This is a genomic window from Burkholderia sp. Tr-862, assembly GCF_011753085.1.
Classification (GTDB): Bacteria; Pseudomonadota; Gammaproteobacteria; order Burkholderiales; family Burkholderiaceae; genus Burkholderia; species Burkholderia ambifaria.
Genome location: NZ_VWWG01000007.1, coordinates 48,177 through 73,070 on the forward strand (window position 1 = coordinate 48,177; position 24,894 = coordinate 73,070).

General features: G+C 59.0%; 19 protein-coding genes. 1 reads left to right on the forward strand and 18 read right to left on the reverse strand.

The genetic code is table 11. The annotated features are described in order from the left end of the window. Positions 1–45: 45 nt before the first annotated feature. The 5 genes from F3J14_RS04265 to F3J14_RS04285 all read right to left on the reverse strand — a co-directional run bounded on the left by F3J14_RS04265 (position 46) and on the right by F3J14_RS04285 (position 9,376). On the reverse strand, positions 46–1,479 hold the full coding sequence (locus F3J14_RS04265; protein ID WP_166721935.1) for a hypothetical protein: 1,434 nt from the start codon (positions 1,477–1,479) through the stop codon (positions 46–48). Further along, positions 1,476–1,772, reverse strand: a complete 297-nt coding sequence (locus F3J14_RS04270; protein WP_166721936.1) for a hypothetical protein — start codon at positions 1,770–1,772, stop codon at positions 1,476–1,478. Before F3J14_RS04270 ends, F3J14_RS04265 begins: the two co-directional genes overlap by 4 nt. Positions 1,773–1,783: 11 nt before the next feature. Then, entirely contained in the window at positions 1,784–2,509 is a 726-nt protein-coding gene (locus F3J14_RS04275) for a hypothetical protein (protein ID WP_166721937.1), read from the reverse strand. 68 nt (positions 2,510–2,577) lie between these two features. Continuing rightward, complete coding sequence (locus F3J14_RS04280; RefSeq protein WP_166721938.1) at positions 2,578–8,040, reverse strand: strawberry notch C-terminal domain-containing protein; 5,463 nt, start codon at positions 8,038–8,040, stop codon at positions 2,578–2,580. A gap of 106 nt (positions 8,041–8,146) precedes the next feature. Then, positions 8,147–9,376: a hypothetical protein gene (locus F3J14_RS04285; RefSeq protein WP_166721939.1), complete on the reverse strand. Its 1,230-nt coding sequence runs from the start codon at positions 9,374–9,376 to the stop codon at positions 8,147–8,149. Between the two features lie 408 nt (positions 9,377–9,784). Between F3J14_RS04285 and F3J14_RS04290 the strand changes: the two genes are divergently transcribed. Beyond that, positions 9,785–10,021 (forward strand): helix-turn-helix transcriptional regulator, encoded by a 237-nt coding sequence (locus F3J14_RS04290; protein WP_166721940.1) that lies wholly within the window; start codon positions 9,785–9,787, stop codon positions 10,019–10,021. Here F3J14_RS04290 and F3J14_RS04295 read toward each other — a convergent pair. The 13 genes from F3J14_RS04295 to F3J14_RS04355 all read right to left on the reverse strand — a co-directional run bounded on the left by F3J14_RS04295 (position 10,018) and on the right by F3J14_RS04355 (position 24,860). Further along, entirely contained in the window at positions 10,018–11,952 is a 1,935-nt protein-coding gene (locus F3J14_RS04295) for an acyltransferase family protein (protein ID WP_166722002.1), read from the reverse strand. The genes F3J14_RS04290 and F3J14_RS04295 overlap by 4 nt on opposite strands. Before the next feature lie 204 nt (positions 11,953–12,156). Further along, on the reverse strand, positions 12,157–13,761 hold the full coding sequence (locus tag F3J14_RS04300; protein ID WP_166721941.1) for a shufflon system plasmid conjugative transfer pilus tip adhesin PilV: 1,605 nt from the start codon (positions 13,759–13,761) through the stop codon (positions 12,157–12,159). Positions 13,762–13,771: 10 nt separating this feature from the next. After that, positions 13,772–14,782 (reverse strand): ATPase, T2SS/T4P/T4SS family, encoded by a 1,011-nt coding sequence (locus F3J14_RS04305; protein WP_166721942.1) that lies wholly within the window; start codon positions 14,780–14,782, stop codon positions 13,772–13,774. A gap of 12 nt (positions 14,783–14,794) precedes the next feature. Next, a complete protein-coding gene (locus F3J14_RS04310; protein ID WP_166722003.1) occupies positions 14,795–15,352 on the reverse strand; it encodes a type 4 pilus major pilin in 558 nt (185 codons plus the stop codon). Between the two features lie 92 nt (positions 15,353–15,444). Continuing rightward, positions 15,445–16,563, reverse strand: a complete 1,119-nt coding sequence (locus tag F3J14_RS04315) for a type II secretion system F family protein (protein WP_166721943.1) — start codon at positions 16,561–16,563, stop codon at positions 15,445–15,447. Further along, positions 16,563–18,155, reverse strand: a complete 1,593-nt coding sequence (locus tag F3J14_RS04320; RefSeq protein WP_166721944.1) for an ATPase, T2SS/T4P/T4SS family — start codon at positions 18,153–18,155, stop codon at positions 16,563–16,565. The genes F3J14_RS04315 and F3J14_RS04320 overlap by 1 nt, the downstream gene beginning before the upstream one ends. A 205-nt stretch (positions 18,156–18,360) precedes the next feature. Continuing rightward, positions 18,361–18,858, reverse strand: coding sequence for a hypothetical protein (locus tag F3J14_RS04325; protein ID WP_166721945.1), 498 nt, complete (start codon positions 18,856–18,858; stop codon positions 18,361–18,363). A 46-nt stretch (positions 18,859–18,904) separates the two neighbouring features. Beyond that, on the reverse strand, positions 18,905–20,158 hold the full coding sequence (gene pilO2, locus F3J14_RS04330; protein ID WP_166721946.1) for a type 4b pilus protein PilO2: 1,254 nt from the start codon (positions 20,156–20,158) through the stop codon (positions 18,905–18,907). An 11-nt stretch (positions 20,159–20,169) separates the two neighbouring features. Continuing rightward, complete coding sequence (locus F3J14_RS04335) at positions 20,170–21,930, reverse strand: PilN family type IVB pilus formation outer membrane protein (RefSeq protein WP_166721947.1); 1,761 nt, start codon at positions 21,928–21,930, stop codon at positions 20,170–20,172. Then, a complete protein-coding gene (locus tag F3J14_RS04340) occupies positions 21,918–22,718 on the reverse strand; it encodes a toxin co-regulated pilus biosynthesis Q family protein (protein WP_166721948.1) in 801 nt (266 codons plus the stop codon). Before F3J14_RS04340 ends, F3J14_RS04335 begins: the two co-directional genes overlap by 13 nt. 17 nt (positions 22,719–22,735) lie before the next feature. Beyond that, positions 22,736–22,999 carry an IcmT/TraK family protein gene (gene icmT, locus F3J14_RS04345; protein WP_166721949.1) on the reverse strand — a complete coding sequence of 88 codons (264 nt, stop codon included), beginning with the start codon at positions 22,997–22,999 and terminating at the stop codon, positions 22,736–22,738. Beyond that, entirely contained in the window at positions 22,996–24,111 is a 1,116-nt protein-coding gene (locus F3J14_RS04350; protein WP_166721950.1) for an ATPase, T2SS/T4P/T4SS family, read from the reverse strand. The genes icmT and F3J14_RS04350 overlap by 4 nt, the downstream gene beginning before the upstream one ends. Continuing rightward, positions 24,108–24,860: a type IV secretory system conjugative DNA transfer family protein gene (locus tag F3J14_RS04355; RefSeq protein ID WP_166721951.1), complete on the reverse strand. Its 753-nt coding sequence runs from the start codon at positions 24,858–24,860 to the stop codon at positions 24,108–24,110. Before F3J14_RS04355 ends, F3J14_RS04350 begins: the two co-directional genes overlap by 4 nt. Between the last annotated feature and the right edge of the window lie 34 nt (positions 24,861–24,894).

Genomic DNA, 24,894 nt, shown 5'->3' on the forward strand with positions numbered 1-24,894 from the left:
CACACATATGATACGCACTTTTGAGAGCAAGCGAAATCAAGTGGCTTATGGGCGATAGCGTTCCTTAGGCGGCACTGACACATCAACGCTGTTCACGCCGTGCTCGGAAAGAAAGCGAGCTTTGGCGGATCGGACGGCTGGCGAATCATCCTCGCTGATGACCGGAGCAACGCCGCCTTCGTCCGCATCGCTACCAACCGCGTCGATCCAGCGGAGCACCTTGAGATGCGTAATGGCGGTCTGCGCCATCCCCTTGTAGTCGCCGTGTTCCTTGATCTTGAACGTTGCGGCCATCGAGCGGCCGACGCCACCGTTCCTGATTTCCGATGGGCAGGCAGTCGTTTTCCACTTCAACTTGTTTCCGTCCTGATCCTTCATCAGCACGAGGTCGGAAACGCCGTAGGGCGTTTCGAGCGGTATCAGACGTTCGACCGTCAACGTTCCTTCTGCTTTCTCGCCGGGCGAACCAACATGGCGGCTCGGCTTTCGCGTAGCTACGTTGTTAGCCAGGAAGCGGTTGTATAGGGGGACGGCCGCCGCGGCGAAGGCAAGGTGTTTTCGGTCGAGAGACAGTGCATCGCTCGCGAATAGCAACTTCAGATTCCGGTCAAACATGGATTCTTCTGGCTTGGAAGTGATCCATCCACGGACAGCGCTTGCCCTCTCCAGATGCCGCTCGAACTGTTCCTCGTACTTCTGTCGCAGCCCGTTGTCGCGCTCCAGCGCGCGCGGCAACGAGAGCGCTTCATCGTATGTCGCAATGACGCCCGTGTCCCGCGCCTTCGCAGCAGACGTGAACCCGTAGTTCTCGGTAATGAAGCACACGTCAGCCAGATACCGATCGGTCCTGACAGCATTGGCGCGAGTTGAGCGTCCAAATTCTGCGAAGTCGTCCTCGGCGATCTTGACGACGTTCCACATCTGAGCCATGAACAGGGCCGCAGCCGGGTCGATGCCCGTGAAATCCTCCAGGCAGTTGCTGCCGACCTCCTTGTAGTCGCCGCTTTCGTCATCACGCAGCAGGTATCCGTCCTTGCGGCGACGATTGGTGTTGCAGTGCTCGCACTCGATAGGGCAATCGGCGCGCTCGGCCAGCGCAGCAACATCGGATTCGCCGCGCGAGACAGCGAAGGCAAGGTTCCCACCTTCGACGGCTTCGAGCTTCCCGACCACGCGCCAATGCCCGAGCTTGATCTCCGGGTACTCGATCTCCAACCGCTTAATAAGCACTGGATGATCGACATTCCGCGATCCCTGAATGGGCACGAGGTGGGTGAGCAGCCTGTCCGCGTCGCGACCGACGTATTCGCTCTTACGCTCGTAGAGCGTATCTGCGACGCTAACGATTCGGATGTGGGACAACCCGAACTTCGCGGCCTTCTTGTTGAGCGATTCCAGGCGCTTTTCGAATGCCGCCATCTGCCCCGGCTCGACCAGCACCGTGGAAGCATTCACGACGTTCACTTGTGCCTCGTTCATTCTTCTTGCTCCAGGCGCATGAGGCGCACTGTCTCGGCGAACCGCTCGAAGAACATCTCGTCGGTTTCATCGCGGAAACGCACTTCGTCAGATCCGGATTGCAGCAGGGCGACACCACTCATGACGGTGGACTCACCGTCCAACGTCTCATACACGCCGAACTCCACCCGCATATCCTCTCGGTCGAGTCTCGCGGTGACCGTTGCGCCGGGAGCGTCCATCGACCACGTGACCCGTGGAGGAATGTCGGTCCCTGCCAAGCCGATTTCTGTCATGAATTCAGATACGAACATTTCGACACTCCTTACATGCGTGGGCGCACTGAAGACGCCTTCGATTCGTTGCCTTCCTCGAGGCGAGCGATGGTCTGTCGAAAGAATGACCCGCCCTCGAATGTCGTCTCCGCTCCACCGTAATAGCGGATGTCAGCGGCAATGACATTCCAGCCGCTTTGCAATGCGGCCTGAATGCGATGGTTGCCTTCGTAGATGCAGACCTCTTCGCCAACATCGATGTTGATCGTCACCGGCTCGGACATGCCGTTTTTCGCGAGATCCGCCTTGAACTGCTCCCACTCGGCGACCTCGTAATTGCCGAACCGCTGACTGCCCGACTCATCCACAGTAAAGTCGCGGCGTTCGCCGCGCACCCCGCGCATGTGCGCAAGCGCGGATACCGGGATGATGACGCTCTCCTTGCGCGTCAAATGACGTTTGTTGCCGAACTCGCCCTTGTAGCTGGCCTCGCTGAGCATTGCCGGAGCCTCGTGGCCACGAATTCCGACGGCCGGCTCGACGTTGGCAGCGACCTCTGCAAGCTTGTCGAACTCGGCGTCCTTCACTCCCGTGAGCCATTCCGGCCCGAATTCGTTACGCAGCCGTTGCAGCTCGCCGGGAAATGCGGCCCGCAGCCAACCGGAAAGCAACTTATGCCTCCACGTCCGACCATTTTCAGCACGGAACTTCACGAGTGCCCCAAGGAGATCGGGGGGCAACTGCGACAGCGGCGGCTTGTCGTTTTCCTGCGTCATGACTGACAACTCCGATGTAGCATGTATCGCACCAATGATACGCATTGACGTATTGCGCCTCAATGCACTTATGCGGCGAAGCGCGGTGGAGTTCCCGGTCCCTTTTTGGACTCTTCCGCCTCGCCTTCGATCAAGTCGCTCTCGCCCGCGTCGTCTCCGGCAAACTCGGGCAGAAGACGCTTGGCCGATTGAGCATCGATGTAGAACGCCTGTCCACATCGGTTCATCAGAATGTCCATGACGGCATCCATTTTGTGGAAATCCACCGACACGCTCATCGTGCTCCGATTCCCCGCGAAATCTCCCGTGATCTTCGTGAGATCCTTGTTGCCAAAAACGAAGCCGCCTACGGCTTTCGTCCCGCTGGTCGAGATCGTCAACGACGCCGGCCGACTGCGATCGAAGATGACCTGGCATTGCTTGTCATTCAGAGACGGTGACGCGATCAGCCTGACGCTAAACCCTTCCGTGTATGCCTTTTCGAGCACGGTAGAGGCGAGAGTCCGCGTGAGCGCGACCGGCATGTTCAACACGTCTTCTTGAGTAACCTTCGCATACAGCACAACCGCTCGATGCCGCGCGCCGGCTTCATCGGTGAAGATGGCCGCGTTGCCGAGGCGATGCTCCGCGACAAACTGCGAGGCAGCAAACATGTTGCCAGTCAGCACGTTCCGCGAGAAATGGATCGTGCCCGGCTTCGCCGCATCAAAAGCTTTCAACGGATTGGTATAGTCGCTGCCGAGCAGATGGTCCGTCGAAAACAGCGGATCTCCGATAAGCTGGTTCAGCGAGAACTCCTGCCATTTATCGCTACCAGGAACGATCACACGAACGCTGTACTGCCCAAGAAGGTGCGACTGAGTGCGCTTCTCGGGCGGAAACAGCGACACGATCATTCCCTTCTCGGCCTGCTCCTCCATGCCACTGAAATTGATGATGCTGCCAGGCACAACAGTCGGCAACACGCGCCGAATCCATTGGTGCCGAACGGACGAACTCTTCACTGGATTTGCTTCTGCTGATGCGATCGCTTCCTCGACCGACTTGAACTGCGGGAGCGATTTCAGCGCCTGTTGCTGAACGTTTGCAAAGCACCGATCAACATCCTGCAGGATTCCATCACAGTTGACCCGCCACTTGTCGTGCTGCCCGATCGCATAGCGATGCTCGACCAGCTTGAACCGGTTGTCCTGCTCTGTCAGGAATTGACGACCACGCTCGATCATGCGCGACATGTCTTCGGATGAGTACGGAATAACCTCCTCCTCCCATTCGACACGAGAAATGTAGACCGGCAAATCGAACACCGATCCATTGCGCTTGCCGGCGCGAAAGACCTTCTGGTCAACGATCTTGCCACGCCAGTCCCATACGGAAGTCTGGAACGGGTTAACGCCCTTCGATTCCATCTCCTTCACGGTTTCATTGAAAACGCGCGACAGGTCCGCGTATGCCTCCTTCTGCTTGGCAACGGGTAGCAGCGCGATACGGCCCGTGAGTTTGTTCGCGAAATACGCTTCGTCGTCGCTCGGTGTCTCCTGCTCGGGATTGATATCGAGCAGCGCGGCAATATCCGGATTCTCTTCCAGGTAGCGGCGGCAAATGTCATTGCCGACCGGGTTGAGAATGTCGGGAACTTCCTTCATCTCAGCCTGGTTATTCCGATTCGACTGCGTGTTTGCAGACAGCTTGCGGAGCTTTGTGTTCTGCATCGCAAGCGTGCGCTTCTCGAACGGAAGTGACGTGATCACCGACTTGATGCGCGGCGAGTTGACTTGTCCGCGGCGATTCACGCGACCAAAAAACTGGACTCGCTCGGCGACGTTGTTGGCGATCTGCGCTTCGATCATCTCGCGTTGCCGGCGATCGGCAAACTTGGCGCTGGAGTGCGCCGACAGGCCAGTAGAGCCGGCGCGCGTCAAAGCGGTCGAATCGAGACGGCCATTGTTGAAATCGGCAAGGGTTTGGAGCCGCTGATCCGGCCTGATACTGACGATGATCTTGCCGGGATCGTCAGGAGAAGGGCTCGTCTGAAACGAGCGTCCGGAGATCTCACCGCACGAATAGCCAGCGTCGTTGAGCTTCTGGCGCAACGTGTCGAGCGGAGACACGGGAATGTCCGGAAGCTGAGAAATTTTCACTGCGATGTCGCTGATTGCCTCATCAATCGCCTCCGCTTCCTCCTTGTTCTTTGCCTGAGCGGTCACGTGCTCGTAGTGACCGTTGCCGTAGTCATCGCGCACGTAGATGTATTCGAGCTTGCGCGCCACGCGTTGCATAACGTCTCGGAACGTCATCGCGTCGACCGTGCGACCGTCCAGGGATGCAGTGAGATTCCTTGTACCCTCTTCGCTCAGTTCCCCCTCTTCAGCATCGGTCTTCTGGGTTTCCGCGAGTGTTTCTTTCAGCAGCGACTCGAAGGTCTGTTCGAGAACGATTACCGGCTTCCGGTTTTCCTTCAGAGCGTTGATCGCCTCATCGGCGACCTTTTCGATCTTTAGCGCGAGCGCGAACTGACGAAGGATGTTGTACAGCCGAGAACCGAAACCCTGATAGGACACGCCCATGCGATTGCCAGCACGCGCGGCCTCCGGCATGTTTTCGATCTTCTTCTTGATCTCCTTGTCCATACGACGCATCACCCTGCCTACGTCGCCAGAGAGGTACGACATGGCCCGTAGCGCGGCGCTGAGAGCATCCGCCCACTGCTCGTCACGCTCGTTCGTTTCTTCGGTGATGACCGTCGCGAATTCCAGCTTCGAAAGGTCATGCTCGCGCCGAATGAACACACCTTCTTCGGCAAGCATCGCGGACAGGATCTCCTGAAGCGGTTCTCCACCAGCTTGCAGCGTGTCTGCGAGTGATTCGACGGAAACGCTCGATGGGAACACCTTTGCGTAGGCGCGCATGTTCTTCGCGTTCTTCGCGAACGTGGCACTCGAATACATGCACGACCCCGCATGCTCCACGGCGAGACCGATGTTGTCCGAAGTGTTCGACTCGCCGGCGGCAACGTGGGACTCGTCCAGCAGCAGCATCGCACCCTTGGCAGCGGCAGGAAGCCATGCTGCCTTCTTGCTCGCAGAACGCTCACGGTTGAACTGCGAGTACGTCGAGAACATGAGGTTGTAGCCCGAGTCGTGCAACGAGATATCGTTGTCCATGAGTTTCTTGATGACAGCGGGCTTGGTCGCAGGGATCTCGATCTTGTTGGTGTCCATATTGCGAACCGGCTCGCCGTCGTTGAGGATCAGCGGGCGGAACAGCGTGTGCGAGTCGATGTCCTTCAAATCCCTCCAGAAGTCCGAGAACAGGTTCGCCTTCTCGGTGTTAAACACGACCGGCTGATTGTTGAGAGCGGCATAGCGAGCCAATGCTGCAAGCACACGCCCCTTTCCTTGTCCGGTCTGGTCCCCGTTGATGAACCCTCGCCCTTCCTCCGCACGCTTGATAGCAAGCCCGATCGCATCGACCTGCTCGGCAGAAAAGGCAAGTTCCATTTCCTCGACAGTTAGTTGCAGCTTATCTGCGACGTAGCTGTCCACGTCCATGCCGATTTCCTCGACCAGCTTCGCCAGCGCACGGCGCACCGGCTCTTCGAGGTTACGGGGAATCATCGCGCTCGGCTCGTTGAGCTTCGACGCGGGAATGTACGGGGCCTGGTAGTCGTTGAACTCCGCCTGAACGGGCTGCTCGCCCACTGCTTCGTGACCGCTCCCTTGGTCCTGCTGTTCTTGCGGGTTTCCTGCGACAGGCTCTTGCTTGGCCTCGCTCGCCATATCCAGTTCGCGCCATAGCTCAGAGAGCTTGAACTGGTGTCCACCGGGCGCATCAACCATCACATAGCCAGCCTTTACCAGAGGAGCGCCAGTCTGAAAGGTCCGGCCGCGGTATATCGACGGCATCACATCGGATGCGGTTGCCGCACCGGACTCTCGCTGCCACCGCAGGAATTCGAGCGCAGCCTCTCGAGCCGCCGCCTTTTCATCGTCATCTCTCGTGTCGGCGGATTCAACCGCCTCTTGCGGTTCCACAGACACGACAGGCGACAGCTTGCGGGCCAGTGCCTGCACGTGTGTCCATAAGGACTCCCACGTATGAACTACTGGCAGGCGTTCGCCTAACCTAAACTGTTTCGATTGCAGCGCCTCGGCCGCTTCTTCTTGTGAACGTCGCCGGCCAACAGTCACCATGCGAACGGGATACTCCGCGCCTTGTTTCTTGTAGAGCGCACCGTCAAGTTCGATTGCGTCCTCGATCTCGTAGTGGTCCGCAAGCCACGCGAAGAAGCTCTTGCTCCCGCCGGCGACCTTACCTTGCTCGATCAGGCTTTCCCGGTCGGCCGCAATGATGAAAACCCCACGGCCAACGTCCTTGCGCTGGCGAAGCGCTTTGAGGACGATAAGGTGATCGACGCGGTTGCAACGCAGATTTTCGAACGCCACCGGCGACGCCAGACCACCGAACGGCGGATTGGCTGCAACGAATGTGAAGTCAGAATCGAGCGTACCCGCGATATCGAGCACGTCGCCCGTCACGAGACGAATGTCATTCCGCAGCACGCCGACCTGGGCAGATCTCGCCGGATCGATCTCAACGCCCGTAATCTGCGTGCCGCGCGGAAGCGCCGTGACGAGGCTTCCGTTCCCGATAGTGGGTTCGAACAGCTTTCCGCCCGCGGTATCGCCGAGGATGTGTTGAACCGCGATCGACATCGGGAGTGGCGTCGAATACTGCTGGTTCTCGACCGAAGTAGAAGTCCGGTAGGCAAACGTTGGCTGATGCTCTGCGAGCGCGACAGCGAGCTTGAATGCCTCGGCGTTTGCCTTCTGATGCCGAGAAAACAGACAGCGATGCATCGCTGCCTCTACGGCTTCCTGAACGGTCCGAAGCCGCGGGTCGGCGATTTCGAGCGAACGCGACTCGCCATAGACGAGGCCACCGAAGTGCCTCAGATCGGCGGAGTCCATGTTCTTGCCGGCCAGCATCTCGTCAACGAATGCATCTGCACACAACGCAAGGGCCTGCGGCGACGTTGCCCGCAGAAAGCTTGAGGCAAGGGCCGCTGACGCGTCGTCATCACCCGACATAGCGTCCGGCTGCAAGTCGCGCTCGCGCGAAACAGATCCATCAGAAAACGTGAGATAACGAGTGCCGTCATCATCCCGGCGCACGACATGCCCCAAGGCATTGCGCCCGAGGACTGCGCGGTCTTGCTGACGCTGCTCAGAGGTGTCGGCGGCCTGCCCCGTCACTCGAATCCAGACATCCGACAGCGGCAGATCCCGAATGACATTCGCAGGAAAGATCTTTCGCAGCGCTCCAGTCTGGATATCAGTACCGTTGCGTATGAGCGTCTTTCCAGATCGTGACGGCTCGAATCCGAGAGCTTGCACGGCGGTCCACTCGGCTGACGCCGGTTTCACACCGGTCAGGACCAGGTTGACGGTCTTGTCGTTAAGCTGGAAGAGACGCAACTTGACGCCGTGTGCGGACAGGTCAAGCCACTTCATTGTTTCGGGCGCTGCCATCGCTTCTATCCTCGATCGTGGGGCCGCAGACTATAGTCACCACCATTGAAAAAGACCGCGCGAGGCGGTCTTTTTCATGGTTGCAGGAAACTGCCGTGGCATTGGCTTACACGCGCATGCGCGGCGCGCTTGCTGCCATTGCTTCGGCCGGGATGGCGTTCTGCACGACATCGTCGAGATCGAACGGCTCTTCCTCGTCCGCATCGTCGGCAACGCTAGCCGGCACGACGGCCGCGTCGGTGTGCTGCGTGATTTCCTTGTTCTCCGCGATCGCGGTCGGCTTGCCGTTGAAGAACGGCGTGGGCACGTCACGCGGATGGAACAGCGACGGCTTGTTCGACAGCGGCTCGGCCGACGAGAAGATCTGGCCGCCCTCGACTGCGTGCAGCACCATGTACGACTGCGCGTAGCCGGTCTGGCCTTGCTCGGCCTTCGTGAATCGGTACGCGCGGTTGACCTGTTCCAGGCCGGACGCGCTCTTTTCGAACGATGCCTTCGCTTGCGTGCCGAGACTCACACGCTGGCCCGGAACGACTTCGATCGACAGGTCGGGATCGCCGACGAGTTGCGATACTTGCTTACCCGACTGCGACGCCAAAAAGGCTTCGACGGCTTCGGCGGGTGTCGCGTGCTTGAACTCGTTGGTCTCCTTGTTCCGCTTGACCGGGCGCGCGAATTCGACCGCCTTGCTGACATCGCCGTCCGACAGACGCACGAGCGCGATCGGACGACCTTGGATACCACCGACGCCAGCGAAAGCGTCCAGCAACGCGGCCTTCAGTTGTTCGGCGGACGTCACCTGCTTGGACGCGGACGGCATCAGCGCCGTCGCATTCGCATAGCCGACCTGCCGGCCACTGCGCTCGGCATAGCCCACGGGATCGATCCGCAGCAACACGTCGCTGACGACCTTGCAGTGGTCCGGGTACTTCGCTGCCGACTGGAGCCAGCCGGCGTTGACCACGCCAGAATCCGATTCGGTGAACGCACGCTGAACGAGAATGGTGCCGCCCGGCTCGGTCTTGGCCTTCATGCCCTTGAGCACCGACTTGCGCATTTCCTCGCTCGGAAGTGCCTTCATCAGCGTCGAGATCTCGCCTTCATTCGCGACGAAGTCCTTGACCTCGGCGCGGGGGGCCTTGAGCGGCGTGTCACTCTTGTACGGGCGCAGCACCACGGTCACCTCTTCGCCCGTGTCGAGACGCATGCCCATGATCGCATCGCGACCCTTCGAGTCCTTCGCGTAGCCCGACACTTGCAGGGCAAAGTTTTCGGTGGCCGGCAGATCGCCCTTCGAGCCGCCGATACGCTCCTGAATTGCACTCAGTTTCGACATTCCATACTCCTTCATTGGGAAGCCGGCGCAACGCCTGGCTCGGATGGGGACGCAATGCCCCTGAAGGGCCTCGCGCGCGATACGCGACTAATTGCGTATCGTAGTAATGATACATACATTACTGAGCGAGGCAAGGAACCTCCCAGAGTGCCGCATATTGTTGTTCTATGCGGCAATGGTTTGTCATATGGAACAATACGGCCGGGATTCGACCATGCGCCAGAGTTCAATACCCGCCTGCGCCGATCTCACCAAACCCTCAAGAATCGGCGCACGGTGACGAAAACGCGCTTTGGCCCCTTAAAAATTCGTCGCCGTGCCGCTTCCGTTACAAAACTCTGACAATAGTCTGCTGCTGACTATTGTCCTCAAACCCACAATTCTGGCCCAGACGACCGGGCCGGGAATTTGAACAGTCAAGCCAACAGCGCATTTGCCGCCACATTGCGAAAGCTTCGGAACGAACGAGGCATGTCGCAGTACACCTTGGCGAAGGTGACAGACCTCGATCGGACCTATATCTCGCTTCTCGAACGTGGACTGCGCTCGCCGAGCCTCGACACGATGCTTGCGCTCGCCAAGGGCTTGAACGTGTCTCTCGTTGAGATAGCGGCTGCGGTGGAAACAGCGCTGCTCACCAGCTAGTCGCCGAATACCCTTGCCGCGATGCCCTCCGCCACCGCTTCAGCGCCAGCCGGAGTCAGGTGCGAATCATCGAACGTGACGATGTTTCCCCGCCCCGTGCCCGTGCGGGTGATGCAGCCCGCGGTATTGCACATCGCGTCGAATGCAGAAACGTACTCGATACCTAGCTGCTTCGCGGTCGCGGCCCCATCCCGGTCATATTGCCTTGATGCGGGATCTAATCCGAAAAAGGAGCGCGCAGGCATCTTCTCGTGGTGCTCGCGCCAGAAAAGCCAGTAGAGCTTGGGCAACGAACTTTGCCAGGTGGCAACCTGCCCAATCAGGACAATGCGCCCGACGCCGGCTGCACGCAACGCATCAACGGTTGCCGAAAGTGCCTGAAGCCGATCGGTTGTCCAATTTGCGGTCAGCAAGACGATCGCCGGTTTCGTCGTCTTCACTATCTCGATCACACGTGCATTCGCTTGTGCGCACCGCGGATCTCCACCGAAGACAGGCGGGCATCCGGAGGTGCTGAATTGCGCCAGTCGCACACCGCGCGCGCTGCTGACACTGCGCAGACCGGGATACAGAGCAGCGGACCGAGAGTCGCCCCACAACATAACCAGTGGGCCAGTGCCAGCATCCACGCACGAATCACGGAAAGACTTGTCGGAGCCTTCGAGATAGCACTCGCCACGACGCCAAATCTTGTCGCGGTCGAAGTTCACACCGTCCGCGAATGCGCCGACCATGTGGGACATTCGGAATTCCAATCCACCGCGCTGGTACGCGTTGTAGCCCGCGAAGCCGCATCCGCCCATCAGAAGAGCGAGAATACCCACCACCAATCTCGGATGCCGCGACTTCCTGATGGGCGTCTCGATATATCGGTATGTCAACAGGGCCAGCGGGAAGCAAATCAACAGAGCAACGACGCGCCATACGGCCGGCACGACACTGCCGCTCGAGATTTTCAGCGCAGAGAGAAGCGGCCAGTGATACAGATAGAGTGGGTAACTGATCAGCCCGATCATGACGAGCGGTCGCCAGCCAAGTACGCGGGAAGCAAACGTCCGACTCGCGCCGGCGTCGATCACGAGATAGGCCCCCACGGTTGGCATGAGCGCCCACCAGCCCGGAAACGTCAAAGACTCCTTGAGAAACACGAACGACACAATCAGGGCCAATAGTCCAAGGCTGCCCTTGATATTGGCCTGGCTCGCAGAGGTGCTCCTGTCATTGGCGTGTCGATACGCCAGCAACGCGCCGAGCATCGGCTCCCAAGCACGCGTCCACGGTGAGTAGAACGCCTCAACCGTATCGTGGCGCACCACATAAACATTCAGCAGAAACGAGCCAAGCCCCACAAGCACGATAGGCCAGAACGCGTCCTTGCGCGCTCGCACGGTCGCAAGAAGCAAGATTGGCCATGCCAAATAGAACTGCTCCTCGACGCCGAGGGACCAAAGGTGAAGCAGTGGCTTCAGCGCGGAGGAAACGTCGAAATACCCCGCCTCGTGCCATAGCACCAGGTTAGCAATGGAACCAGCGCCACCCGCGATGTCGAGCCCTAATTGCTTGAATTCCTCGGGTAGCATTTCGAACCAGCCGAACGCATAAATGCAAACAAGGACTGGCAGCAGCGCCGGAAATATCCGCCGAATACGTCGCCCGTAGAAAGCGAAGAAACTGAAGGTATCGGCATTGATCTCGCGCAGCATGTGTTTCGTGATGACATAGCCGGAGATCACGAAAAACACATCGACACCGACGAACCCACCTGTCAGGAGTTCCGGAAACCCATGGAAAATCAGCACGGCCAGCACCGACATCGCACGTAGGCCGTCGATGTCAGGACGGTATCCAGGGATGCGATCGTGGGTAGCAGCTACATCGCTCGATGCGAGATTTGGCGACTGAGCGCCAGGGCCATTCCGTAAAATTTCCATGTTCACTGCGGTGTGTTCGGTGGGGACGCCCGTGACAGAGCAAGCGCCCGCAATTATCCCCGAGCGACACGGAAATCGAAAGAATCATTGCGCGCCAACCATGGCTCGCCTAGACGAGGCGGAATATCCAGAGTTCTAGCTGATGGCGGCCGAGTCACCGAATTTCCGCAACTCGATGATCGACCGCGCATAAGCACTAAGGCGTCACTCTTTGGTGGCGTGAAGGTTGATCGTGAAATCGCCCCATGCGCTACCCCAAGACGTCGATGCGGGGATGTAGGTTGGGCCACCCACCGCAATTCGGTACGCACCGGACATCACCCCATAGCCCGTGCCGTCTTGATCGCCCCAATTGGCATTGGTATCGACCACTGCACCGTTGATCCAGAACGTCGCGCCCGACCAAGCGGCTTGCTGCGAATAGGCGATCCCGAAAATATCCCACGTTCCAGCGCTTGGAAGCGTGATTCCGCAGGAGTTCGCCTTGCAATACGCCACCGCGCTCCCACCGCCGCCGGGGGCCGTCCAGACGCCGTTTTGGCAAAACAACGGGCCAGAGCCGGAAGTGGCGATCAAACCATTCGGCCCACATCCTGCACCCTGTGCCGCCCAACCGTTCGGTTGAATATATTCGTTTGAGGTAAGACGCCCCGTCGTGATCAGTTGGCCGCTACCACCACCGCCGCCAACGATCGTCACTCCCGAGCCGTTCCACGGCTTCAGGTACAGGTTTCCGCCACCCGTCTCGATGTACTGAGTGCCAGGGTTGTAGATTTGGGTGTTGGCACCCATCGTGGTGTTGCCGTTGATCTGCATGTTGCCGTTGACCTGCATGTTTCCGCCGGCAACGACGTTGCCTCCCTGGTCAACGGAAAATAGCTGCGCGTTCCAAGCGCTGTTGACCAGACGGAAAGTGCCGTTCAAGCTCTCAAGGTAGACAGCTTGACCATTGGCACCGACCAGGCCGAGCACCCCGCCCTCCGGCACCTGGTTGAAGGCGACTACCTTGCCATTGGCCAAGGTCACGGAGGGCGCACCGAGCGAACCGTTCGCAAGAGTCTGCAAGCTTTGCGATGTAATCGCGTTCCCGTTGATGATGTTGTGCAGCGTTCCGGTCGTGCCCTTGAAATTCAGGTCACCTTCCATGGGAAGCGAACCATCACGGCGGACAAATGCTGACCATCCGCTCGATCCGTATCCCACCCGCATCGCAAGCACGCCGGCCACGCTGCCCACCGGATTGGCATCCGTCCAGGAGCCATTCATGCCAGTAAGCGTGCCGGGCGTTACGGTGTCAGAGTAGCCGCCGTCACCGCCGATAGCAGCCGCCCCATCCGCGAGGATCAACGGCTTACCGGTCGAAGGATCGGTGATCGCCCCGCCGATGTACACGTTTCCAGCGATATCGCATGCAGGCGCAACGCAGCCGGCCGGAACCTTCGCGAGAGAAACCTGGTACGGCAGACCGTAGGCGCTCGTCGTCGAGAACCCTGCAGGTATAACGTTGATCGCCTGAAGCTCCGCCACCGTCGGCGCATACTCATTCGCTACGCCTGGGACCGCGGTGCCGTTCACCAGATTCGAGTAGTTCAGCGCGAGGTATTTGCTGTTGATCAGGTTCCCGATATCCAGCATGACACCACCCTGCGCGGCCATCTGATCCGACAACATCTCCTGCCGCTTTACCCATAGGCCAACGGTAGCGAAAGCAATCGCGATCGTCGCACCAATGCCGATCGAAACCAGATCATAGAAGCCGCGCTGCCGTGCGCGCGATCCAACGAGAATCGGACGAAGACGGAAAGCCATAGTACGTCCCTTAGAGTTGCATGCGCGGCTGCGCCGCGGCTCCAGTGCGAAGCGCTTGCGCTGCGATCTGACGCTTGGCTTGGTCAATCGCGGAGGTAAGGTTGGAAAGCGAAGCTTCGGGGTTGGAAAGGATGTTTCTGATCTGCTCATCAACCTTCAAGCACTGGACAACCGGTTTGCCGCGTTGCAACTTCTGATGCACGACGGCACGCAGCGACGAGCCCAACAACTGCCGAGCGTAAGACTCGCCACCTCGCTCCGCGAGCGTCAAGAGCATCTTGATGCCTGTCTCAGGCGAATCGGCGTGGATGGTCGTGAGCACAAGGTGTCCGCGAGGCGCGAGGCGCACAAGCTCAGCAGCAGCGTCCTGACCAAGCACCTCGCCGAACATGAACATGCTTCGCGTGGCAGCGGGAAACTTCCGCATTGCGGTCTCGACCTCGTACTTGTACCCCATCGAGGTCGCATCCACCTGCTCGAAGTAACCATCGCCGTGAAAGCCCTCGAATTCGACTTCAACCGGCGACTCTACGCCAAGCGCATACCCTCCGTAAGCTTCCAGTCGTGCTTTGACAGCAGACCGGATCGTCGTGGACTTGCCCGCACCGGTTTCACCACACACGAGGATCAAGCCGCCCGCACGGAATTCCGGGTCCAGCAACAGATCTTCCGCCGCCCGCCCAAGGTTCAATTCCTTGATCCCTGCCACTTCCTTCCGGCTACGTCGCAGCGCGTAGCGATTGACGCGCATGCGCTGCCCGCGAAAGCGCAAATCGCCGATGTCGAACGCGAGCGCATCCGCGTCTCCATTGTCACGATGCGCCTTGAGCCACGTCGTCATATGGAAAAGCACGGGGCGCATGCGCTCCGGCACCTTCGAAGGCTTCGCCTCGGCCAGCCGCTCCCCGTCGTCGTTCAACTCGCGAAACACCACCGAGGTCTCCGGCTTCGCAATGTCCACGTGCCAATCGGAGTACGAAGCGGCCTCCAACAGAAGCATCTCGTCAAGTTCGCTTTGCATGACGAGTCCCGGTCACTTGCTGAAGACGTAAACGATGGTGTTCTGGCTTGCCGTGCAGTTTGCCCCCGTCAACGCCGGATCGCTCGCTTGGCCATCCTGCTTGACCAGCGTGCCGTTGACTGTCGTCGTGCGCACGGAGTTATCCATGCCGGGAACGATGGACTCACACTCCGAATTCGGCACGCCTGTCGTAGTAAGGCTAATTGCATTGTTAGCGACACCACCGATCGTCGTAACTGCCGCGGTCACAGTGCCGCTCCATCGATTGACCAGGTTGGTAGATGCCGGAACCACCCAATCGGTCGGGAACGCCCCGTTGTTGACGAGAATTGCTTGCGTAGCCCCCGAGAAGTTCGGCCGGTTGCCGTAGACTTTCTGAACCTTCGAAATGACCGTCGGCAACTCCTTCAATTCCGCGTTCGCGCGATTGTCCGCGATGACACCGTTGACCACCTTGACGGTCCCATAGATCAGCAGGGCGATAATCGCCCCGGCGATCGAGAGTTCGATCAACGTGTAACCCTTCTGCTTGTGCAGACGATTGAAATTGCGATTCGAGTGAACGGACATGGAACCCCCTAGAAGTGTACAGCGGTTGATTAGTTGCGTATCGATGCAATTATACGCACCATTGCGGGCACGAGTATCGCGTTTTACGACGGTCACTTTTTGGCCACCTGTTGATGACGAATGGAGTCGCGCAGACCTGCACTGAGGCCCTGCGCCGTGTAGAGTGTTCCGAGCAAGAGATAGGCGACAACAGCGCCAAGAATGAAAATTAACGTGATGTTAAGGCTCTTCGCCGACTTTCTGACCTGTTCGCGCGCCTCCTCGATCCCTTCGACGCCCATCTTCTTGATGACCAGATTGAAGTCGGAACTGCGGCGACTCTGGTCGATCAGCCGGTTAGATAGTTCCTGTCCGAAGATCCCCGTGGCGAACGCCTCGCCATAGCTGAGGTTCTTCGTAAGCAGTCGATTCAGGATCGCGTTGATGTGCCATTTCAGCCACGGTTGGCCGCGCCGCTTCAGTTTCTCCAGAGACCGAACCAGCGTTTCGCCTGACACCAACAAGGACGCCAGCGCAACCATGAAAATTGAGCCGTGGTAGTCACGGAAGACGCGATAAGGAATGTAGTTGTCCACCTTGGTACGCCTGCGTCCGCGCCAGTTCGGTATCGACCATTTGAACCACCACATAAGCGAAGCGGCCGCGATAAGCAGTAAAAGCCCGTAATGCCGCGCGACATACGAGACGGCATAGATCGACTTTCCCATCGGATTCCACCTTTCTGGCGGCACGATCGTCGCATATACAGGGATCACGAAAAAACTCAGCATAGCGATAAATCCCAAGCACACGGTCGTCACGAGAGCCGGCACGAGCATGGCTGCGGCCATCTCTGCCGTCATCGCACGTTGGCTCTTGATCGTCGCTGCCAAGAAGCGGAGACCCTCATCGACATCGCCTCGCGTCTCGATCGACGCAATCACCAGAAGGTCACTGTCAGGCACGATTCCGCCCAACATGTGCGACAACGAACCCCCTTTCTGATCCAGCCGCTCGAGGAAGATCTGGTACAGACGTCTGTACGGATCTTTCTGTTTGATGGCACGGGCGAGTCGAATGGACAGAAACCTCGCGGTCGGCTCCTTATCCTTGATGGCCTCCGCCAGATCGATGTAAAACTTCTCCCGCCCGCCGCGGAAGCGACGTATTGTGAAAGCGAGTGTCACGCTATCGAGATGTTCGCGTGCTTTACGTTTCTGAGCGGTGCTCATTAGGCGGCCTCAAACATGATTTCGTATTGGTCGAAGAGTTCGAACGTCTCGACTTGGCGTGGATCGATCAAACCTGTGTATGCCTTGTATAGCGCGTGTTCGAACATAGTTTTGCCGCGCATGTTAGGGGAGTCGAACCGCTTGTCGCCCTCGGACCTCCAGATGCGCTCAGCCTCGTAATCGTCGTTGCGCCGCATGGCCTGAAGGAAGTTTCGAGTCGGCTGATACATCTCCGCGACAACCGTCAGCCCCTTCGTGCCACGCCCACCACACAAGGGGCAACCGCCTTCCTTTTTCGTGCGCATGTTGGACGTATCGATCTGGAATCGCTCACGGATGAACGCGGTGATATGCGGTATCGTGTCGTCCGCGTACTGGTCGCTCGAACAAGAGCAGAGCTTGGGCGCGAGCGACTGAGCAACGACAAGGGACCAGAAACGCGGGCGAGTCAGCGTCTCCATTGAGAAGCCGATTTCGCTGCTCGTGAGCCGTACAAAAGCGTCCATCACGCCGGGCGCGTGTGAGGTCGCAAGCACTTGGTGGCCGGATTCCAGCAGCGTCTTCGCGCACGTTCCCGAGTCGATATCGCGGATCTCGCCCTGCGCGATGATGCAGGGGTCGCTACGCATCAACACGCCCTGCACTTCCCTGAACGGCGTCTTGTCCGACTCGACCGATAGGGTACGTTGCAACGAAATCTGCAGCGACGTTCCGTCAACAGATTTTTCGGTCGGATCTTCGACCATGATGATGTTGAGTTTGTCGCGCTCGGGGAGCGTCTCGATGTAGTGCGTGAGCGCCGTCGACTTTCCCGAGTTGGTCTCGCCGACGATCAGGATCATTCCCTTGCGCGTGCGGGCGACGCGGGCAAACATCTCCGCCTGGTCGTCTTCGTATCCGAAGTCTTGGAAGCTGTCCGCTTTGAAGGTCTTGTCCTTCATCAGAAAGCGGATATAGACCGTGAAGCCCTCGAAGCCTCGCGACGATTGCCAGCGGAGGTTCATCGCCTTCTCGCCGACGCGATAAGGGATCATGCACGACTGGAAATCCTCGCTCGTGAACGAAGAATGCGAACCAGTGCGATCTGCCATCAGCTTGTTGTACGCATAGCCGAACGCACCATGCAACTGCTCACGCGTGTAGACGCCCTTCGTCGGCCCCTTCATGACTTCCATCTCGCCGTCGATGCGGTACTTAACTACACCGTGCTGACCCTTGACGATGACGTGAAGGTCAGTTGCACCGTTTTCGATCCCGTACCGAATAAATGAGTCGAACAAGCGACTTTCTTCGGACGAACTCGTGGCGATGTCATCTGCGAGCGCCTCGTGGTGCTCGGTCTTGTAGATAGCAGCGATCAGGTCTCGGTCTGCGAACGCGGCCTTCACGACGCGCACCTGCGCCTTGCGCAGCCGCTCACGCAGGCTGTCCACATGCCTGGCAGCCAGCGTGTACGAATTCGAATCAATCAGGATGCTGGCTGTCCCGCCCTCATGTCCGGTCACGACGAGCACTGCCCTCAGTGACTCTGGCACCTCGAAGTCTGCTTTTGCAGCAGTGTAGATACGATGAATGACCGGCAGTTCTGCCACTGACTGAACACGAGCCCAATTCGGCAACGTCGTTCCCTGGCCGTGCGCCGCGATACGGACTGGCGCGGATCGCCCGGCCGTAGCACGCGGCGTTACCGCCTTCTGCGGACGCGCGCTGTTCGCGCCATCTACAAAAAGGCGACTAAACCATTTCCCCAGGGGTGACGACGTCAACATATCTGATGCCCTTGGCGTGCCGGCGGGTTTATTGAGCGCCCATACGCGGGAAATTCGGCATCGGCATGCCGACCGGCAGGCCGACTGGAGGCATCACCCCTGCGGCCATCGTGGTCTGCGAGGCAGATGCCTGCGAAGTCGTCGGCTCGGCCAGATAGATGGTTTTGAGCGCCTTCGTTCGCACGTTCCTGAAGGTCACCGACGACGGCGAGACTTTTGCGATCGCCCACCCCTTGATCGAGCGATCTTTCGTGATTGGGTATGACGGGCCATCGCCGATCGAAACGTCAACGGTCGTCATGCCGTTCACGCCATAAATTGCATTCACACGGAGATCGTCTGCCGGCTTTCGAGCTTCCTTCTTCGCGTCGGTATCCGCAGATGCAGTCGCGGGTGGCAACGGGCTCGGCGAAGTCGCTGGCGCTTGTGCCAGTTTCGCGCCGCTGTCTTCCTGCAACTTCTTGTCCATTTCATGCACCAATGCCTGGCGTTGTTTGTCCACGAGCATATCGAGCGTGTCCGCCATGGCCCCTTGGGCGATCGTAGCCAGTGTGAGAACGAGCACGAGTCCGCTAGTCTTTGACATAGTATTTCCCCTGAAACGTGAATTTCGGATCGGCTCCGCCGGTACTCACGTCGATCTCATCGATGGACATGGAATCCGGCAGGCGCGCGATGGTTTCCTTCAAGAGCGCGGCCGGACCTGCTCCGGTCACTGAACCCGCTCTCACAACGTCGTGAAGAGCCGCGGCATTCCACTGCGGATCGGCCCCGAAGACCGTTGGTTGATCTAACGTAAGCGTTACACCAGCGAGCGCGAGATCCTGCGCCAAGGAGCCCACTCGCAACTTGAACTGCGAAAACGTCGAGAAGGTGCTTCTGTCCAGATACGCAGCCTTCACCGGTGCATTTGGAACGGTGTAGGAGGCGGTCTTCCCGTCCAGGGAAAGGTCATAATCGTGCGGCCCAAGTGCAGCAACCAACGTCTCGAAGTTCCCGCCTTGGATAGTCCACGTGTAAATGCATGCCGCCACCTGACAGGAGATCTTCGATAGAACCCACCCACCTTGAAACGGATCGATCTGCCAACTCCCGAGGAGCGCAGGCGCTGCCGCTGTGATGGGTGTGCCGGCCGACGCAAGCTTTCCAGCAATAGTCCTCTGATACGTGACGTTCGGATCTTCCTGTTTCGCGGCAGTCTTGTGAGGCTTCGTTTGGAAATTCGGCAATGCCAAATAGATCCCAACCCCCACAAGTGCGGCGAGCACGGCAATTTGCTTGACATTGACACCCTTGCTCGCCTTTTTGAGCGTCGCCGCCACGACGCCGCCTTCGCTGACAAGTTCATGCAGCGTGATCGGGATCGTACTGCTGTAGACAGCTTCGTAGTTTCCGAAGAATGTGAACGTCACGCCCCCGCTGTCCGCTTCGATTTGCCGGATGCGCTCTTCCGCGTCACCGATATCTCCGCAAAAGTCACCGGATGACATCGGCAGGCCATCCTTGAGAACGGCCATGCGAGCTGTCTGCCCCTCAATCTCGATCCAGATCGCGTTAGGCGTGACTTGCGGGAAGGTCGCCAACAAGACGGATGCGGAGAGCATCTTCGACCTGGCTGCTTTTGGAAGACTTTCAGGTACCTCACTATCGGCCAGGAAGCCGAACATGATTGCCTGATCGTTCGAGTAACGGACCTCGAACGCAGCGTCCATGTCTGAGACGAGCGCCTGCACTTCCTTCTTCTCGGAAGTCTCCCCGGTCAACGGCACCCAATCGAGACCGAATACAACGTGATGGCCGTCAACGGCAACGAGTCGCACTGACATAGCGTCCTGCCTTAAATTGCGCCTTCGGCCACAACCGGCGTCACAAGGATCACGACTGCCTCGCGGTTCGTGGAGCCGTTGAACGAGCCGCCGAGACCAACCGGAGCCTTGTCCGTCAGCGTCCGTTTGTCATACTGCCCCTGTTCGCGCTCGTAGCCAGAGAGCACCAGCGTGTCGCCTGGTCGCAATGCAACCTTCTGCAAAAAGTCGGTGCTCGAGATCGTCGGCGTCTGGATACTATTCTGGTTGCTACCGCTGCCAGACGTTTGCTTGTCCAGCGAATCGAGCGACGAAATGCCCATCGAAAACTGGAGCAGGATGCTGTTGCTGTCGAGGATAGTCGGCAGAAGATTGAGCATGAAGCCGGTCGTCACGGTACCCGGTGTGAGGCCAGGCGTGCCGCCGACATTACCGGTCGCGCCAGCCGGCGCAGGAGTAACCTCCGCCAGATACCCGGTTTGTTGCGTGATGGCCACCGGGACCGGCTGACGGTTCACGGTCATCGCATTAGCCGTCGTTACGACCTTGACGCGACCGTAGTCTTGCAGCGCATTGAACATCGCTTTCGATCCCGACCACGCAGACGGCGACCCACTCGTCGGCGTCAGGACCGACGCGCCCAAGCTACCTGCTGCCGTGGAAACGAGCGACGTTGGCGACGTGAAGGAAAGCGCCCAAGGAACCATATTGGTGACCTTGTTGAAGACGACGTTCCAGTCGATGCCGTATTGCTGACCGCTCGTCAGCTTCACCGAGAGCACTTCCACGCGCATCACGATCTGACGCGTCAGCAGCCCGTTCTCGTGGTCGATGATTCGCGAAATCTCGTCAACGGCGGCCTTCGTGTCGGTGACGGTGATTGTCCCTGTTGCTTCGGAGATCCAGTAGCGGCCAGGCGGAGTCTTAACCGCCTTGATTTGCCCTTCCATCGACGTCCAGACGCTATAGGTGGAATCCATCTTGATCTTTGTGTTCGATGAATAGCCACCGCTGTTCTGCGATGTGCCGCCCTGCGCTCCGCCTTGGGTGCCTGTCTGCGTCTGCCCCTCGCGACCGAGCGAAGCGTCGAAGCCCGACGAACCGGGCAACGCCTTCAGAGACAGAACTTTCGTGACGAACCGGCGAATGGTGATGACGCCATCGTGGTAATCCCAAGACAACCCACCTTTCGCACAGGTCAACTCAAGGAACCCTTGCAGGGTTCCCACGTAGTTCATGTTGTACTTGGTCTCGTCCGATCGGCCGCCATACGATGCCGAGGAAAGACCCGCAGCAAGAGAACCGCCGGCCGCAGGACTCGGCAACGGTGGCAACGATGCAGTCGCGGGGGCCGATGCAACACCGCCCGCGGTAGCAGATGCCGAACCTCCGCCGCCCCCCGATCTGTCCATAAAAGCCGAGAGCGGCATCAACGCATCCGGCTGCACTCGAACTGGAATTCCCGTCAGCTTCGTCAGTCGCTCAGCCAGAAGCTGAAGATCACCGGGACCGTCCTTGAACTGAAACTGGAAATCGTTCCGCTTGAAGATCTCGGGCAGCGTCGCGTCCGATGTCATCGGCACCGCTCGACCACCCAACCAGGCGCCATTGACACGCTGTACTACGCGAACGTTCGAAGTCGCATTCTGAATGGTTGCCATACGATTGTAGGCGCCCACCTGATCCGCAACCTGGGCAGATTGATGGTCGACATCGCGCTGCATGGTGTTGCACGCCGACAGCGCGAATACGAGAACGGCCGCCGCGATGGCGCGTTGGTTTACTTGTCGCATTCTTTTTTGTCCCCGTAGTGAAGCACACGAACCACGTGATTGGCCTCGTACATGCACGCGAGCGCCGGATAGTCGCTATATCGAAGCGAACCCATGAACTGATCCACCGCACTCTCGAAACCGCCGGTGAACGAACCCTCCAGTTGCACGGGGTAGTCGTATCCGATCTCCCATGAGACTTGCCAGCCGGCGTCTTTCGCCCAACGAATCAGCGTCTGACGCAAGGTCACGTCGCTCGCCTTCACTTCCCACCGCATCGCGACTGCCTGCGGGACCGCTGACTTTGCAGAAACGTCATTTGCATTGCCATTCGCGGCGATCATCGATACCGTCGATGCGACGCGTCGGAACGTGACGACACGTTGCTTCCAGTCGATCGTGGCCTCGACGTTTCCAAGCGGCGTGATAGCGTCGGTCAAAACAGCATCCCAAGGCTTCCCGCCACTCCACGCGACAAATTGCTGCGTGTTCACGTTACCGAAATCGAGACGGAACTCGCGCGGGACGACTACCGGAGCCATGTCGCCCAATGCGATGTCGACTCCTTTCCCACGCGGAACACTGACGTTGGATGGGCGCATGCCAACTTGGGTGACCTTCCGTCCGGACGAGGGCACGGCAGGCACATCAGTCAGCGGACTGGATGCGACTTCAGGAGCCGGACCGACCGCGGCAAGCTGTTGTTGCTGCTGCGCAGCTTCGTTCACGAAACCGGCCTGCGCGCCTGGCGCGCAGGCGATACCGACACTGAATGCCGCCATGGCGATGACGATCTTGGTGTTGTGCATCTCGCACCCTCTCATTCCTAATATCTCCGGTGATGCCACCAAGCACGCGCATGGACCACGGCCCCGCGCAATTTGTGGCGAATTGCGCGAAGGAGCACCGGAAGGGTGTATCCCCGCTTCTCCATAATGAAAAACCCGACAATCGCGAGCACCGCCAACGCAAACGACCACTTGCGCGGATAGAACAACGCGCCAAGGAGCGGGAAGAATGCGCGCGCATCGATCGGCCCGACGCGCGGAATCAAGGCAGCGTCCCTCCAGAACGAACGACGCATCTTCATGCGATCGCCTCACCCGCGTAGCGCCGGAACGCCTTCTGGTCAATCAGACCATCATCGAGCAGTGTTCGAAGGCCGGTCGCCATGTCCTGCTTCTTCTCTCCAACGACCTTTCGGAGAAACGCGCCCCATTGCGTGTAGGGCATATCACTCATTTCCCGCTTGATGTCGCGATCGAAATAGAGATACTCCCGGACGGCATGACGATTGCCGTCAAGCGTCGGCACCAGAATCTGCACGACGATCAGTCGCAGCGAACCGAGAATCTTGGAAGCGATCGCGGAGTGCTGATCAGCGGGGAACACTTGAATAGCGCGGCTGATTGTCTCCGGCACGCTTTCCGTGTGCATCGTCCCGTAAGCACCATGGCCGGTAAGTGCCGCCTCGACCAACGCACTGATTGTTTCCGCGTCGCGAGCCTCGCCGATTCCGATCAATGTCGGCTTGCATCGCATTGCATTGCGGATGCCGCGCGCGAAGCTCGGGATATGACGGCCGATCTGCATTTGTCGGATCTTCGGTCCCGCGTTCTTTACCTTCGTGAACAGAAATTCAATCGGGTCTTCATAGAGCAGGATCTTCACGTCACCATCCGTCTCCGAGGTGTGGGCATAGAACGACGACTGAAGCGTCGTCTTTCCCGAACCGGTAGGCCCGCACACGAGAACGAGACCGCGCGGCTGAAACAGGTTTTCGCGAATTCCCAAAGGGAGCTTGAGCGAGTCCAAAGTGGGCGGAACTTCGGGAATCGTTCGCATCGTGATGGACAACCCATCTTCAGCATCCCCGACCTGCGCGCCAGCAATGTTGACGCGATAGCGACGCGTGTCACGCTCGACCACAAACCGGTAAGGCCGGTCTGCGTCGTTTCCGCCCTTGATGACGCCGATCACCTCGCTTCCGAACGCGATAGAGAGCAGCGTCTTGATCTCGCCGTCCTTGATGGTCCGTGTAGTAAGCGGAAGCTGACGACCCTTGATTTCTCCCCACACCACGTCGCCCGTCTGGAACAGAATGTCCGAAGAGCCCACGTCGTTGCAGTAGGAGAGAAAGGACTGAAGGCTGTCCAGTCCGAAATTCGGCTGGAGGTTGAACGGCTCGGGGCGACTAATCACTTGGCCCCTCGCTTCGCTGCCGCTGCATCGCCTGGCGCGATGGTCGCCTGCCACTTGTTAGGGTCGATCACGAAGCCACCGTGGTCCGTTACCCGATACAGGGTGTCGCCAACATTGATTTGGTTTCTGTCGCCGGAAACGATGCTCGGTGCCACGGCAACTGTCGGCTCGGAAACCATGCCCTTGTTGAGCAGTTCGGAATAGCGCAGCATGCCCATATAGTCGCGGTCGAGCCGCGCCCGGTTTGTCTCTAGAATCTGGTCCGCGAGCTTTTGGCCTTGCGCGTAACCGATCGTGATTTGTTCCTTCCAGTAAGCGCGCTCGGCCGAGGTCTTCGGCAAAACAGCAGCAAACGGGAGATCCTGCGTTTGCTTGATGCGCAGACCGACAAACAGATAGTCCCGCCACGATGGCGCGATCGTCACAAACCTCGCAGGCGCGACGATCTTGTACATACGATCGGCTGCGCGAATCTGGTCCGCCGTCGCCTCAACCGCATCTCGCGCCTCGCTGATGACAGGCGGAAGCATCCCGTTCTTCATCACGAGCGCGCTGAACCGGTACAGCGTATCGAGCCGCGTCGCCCGCGCCTCAAGTTCCGCGATCAGAACGGCGGAGCGGTCCGCGAGGCCCTTGTGACTTCCAAGGGGCAACGCCACCTCGTTCAGCATGTTCGCCCGTGCGGGCGAGATGGCAGCAACAGCGGGAAGCGAATCCACCGAGAGGTTTGCGAGGTCATCCAGAGACATATCCGCGCACGCAGGCTCGGCCGACAGGCCACAC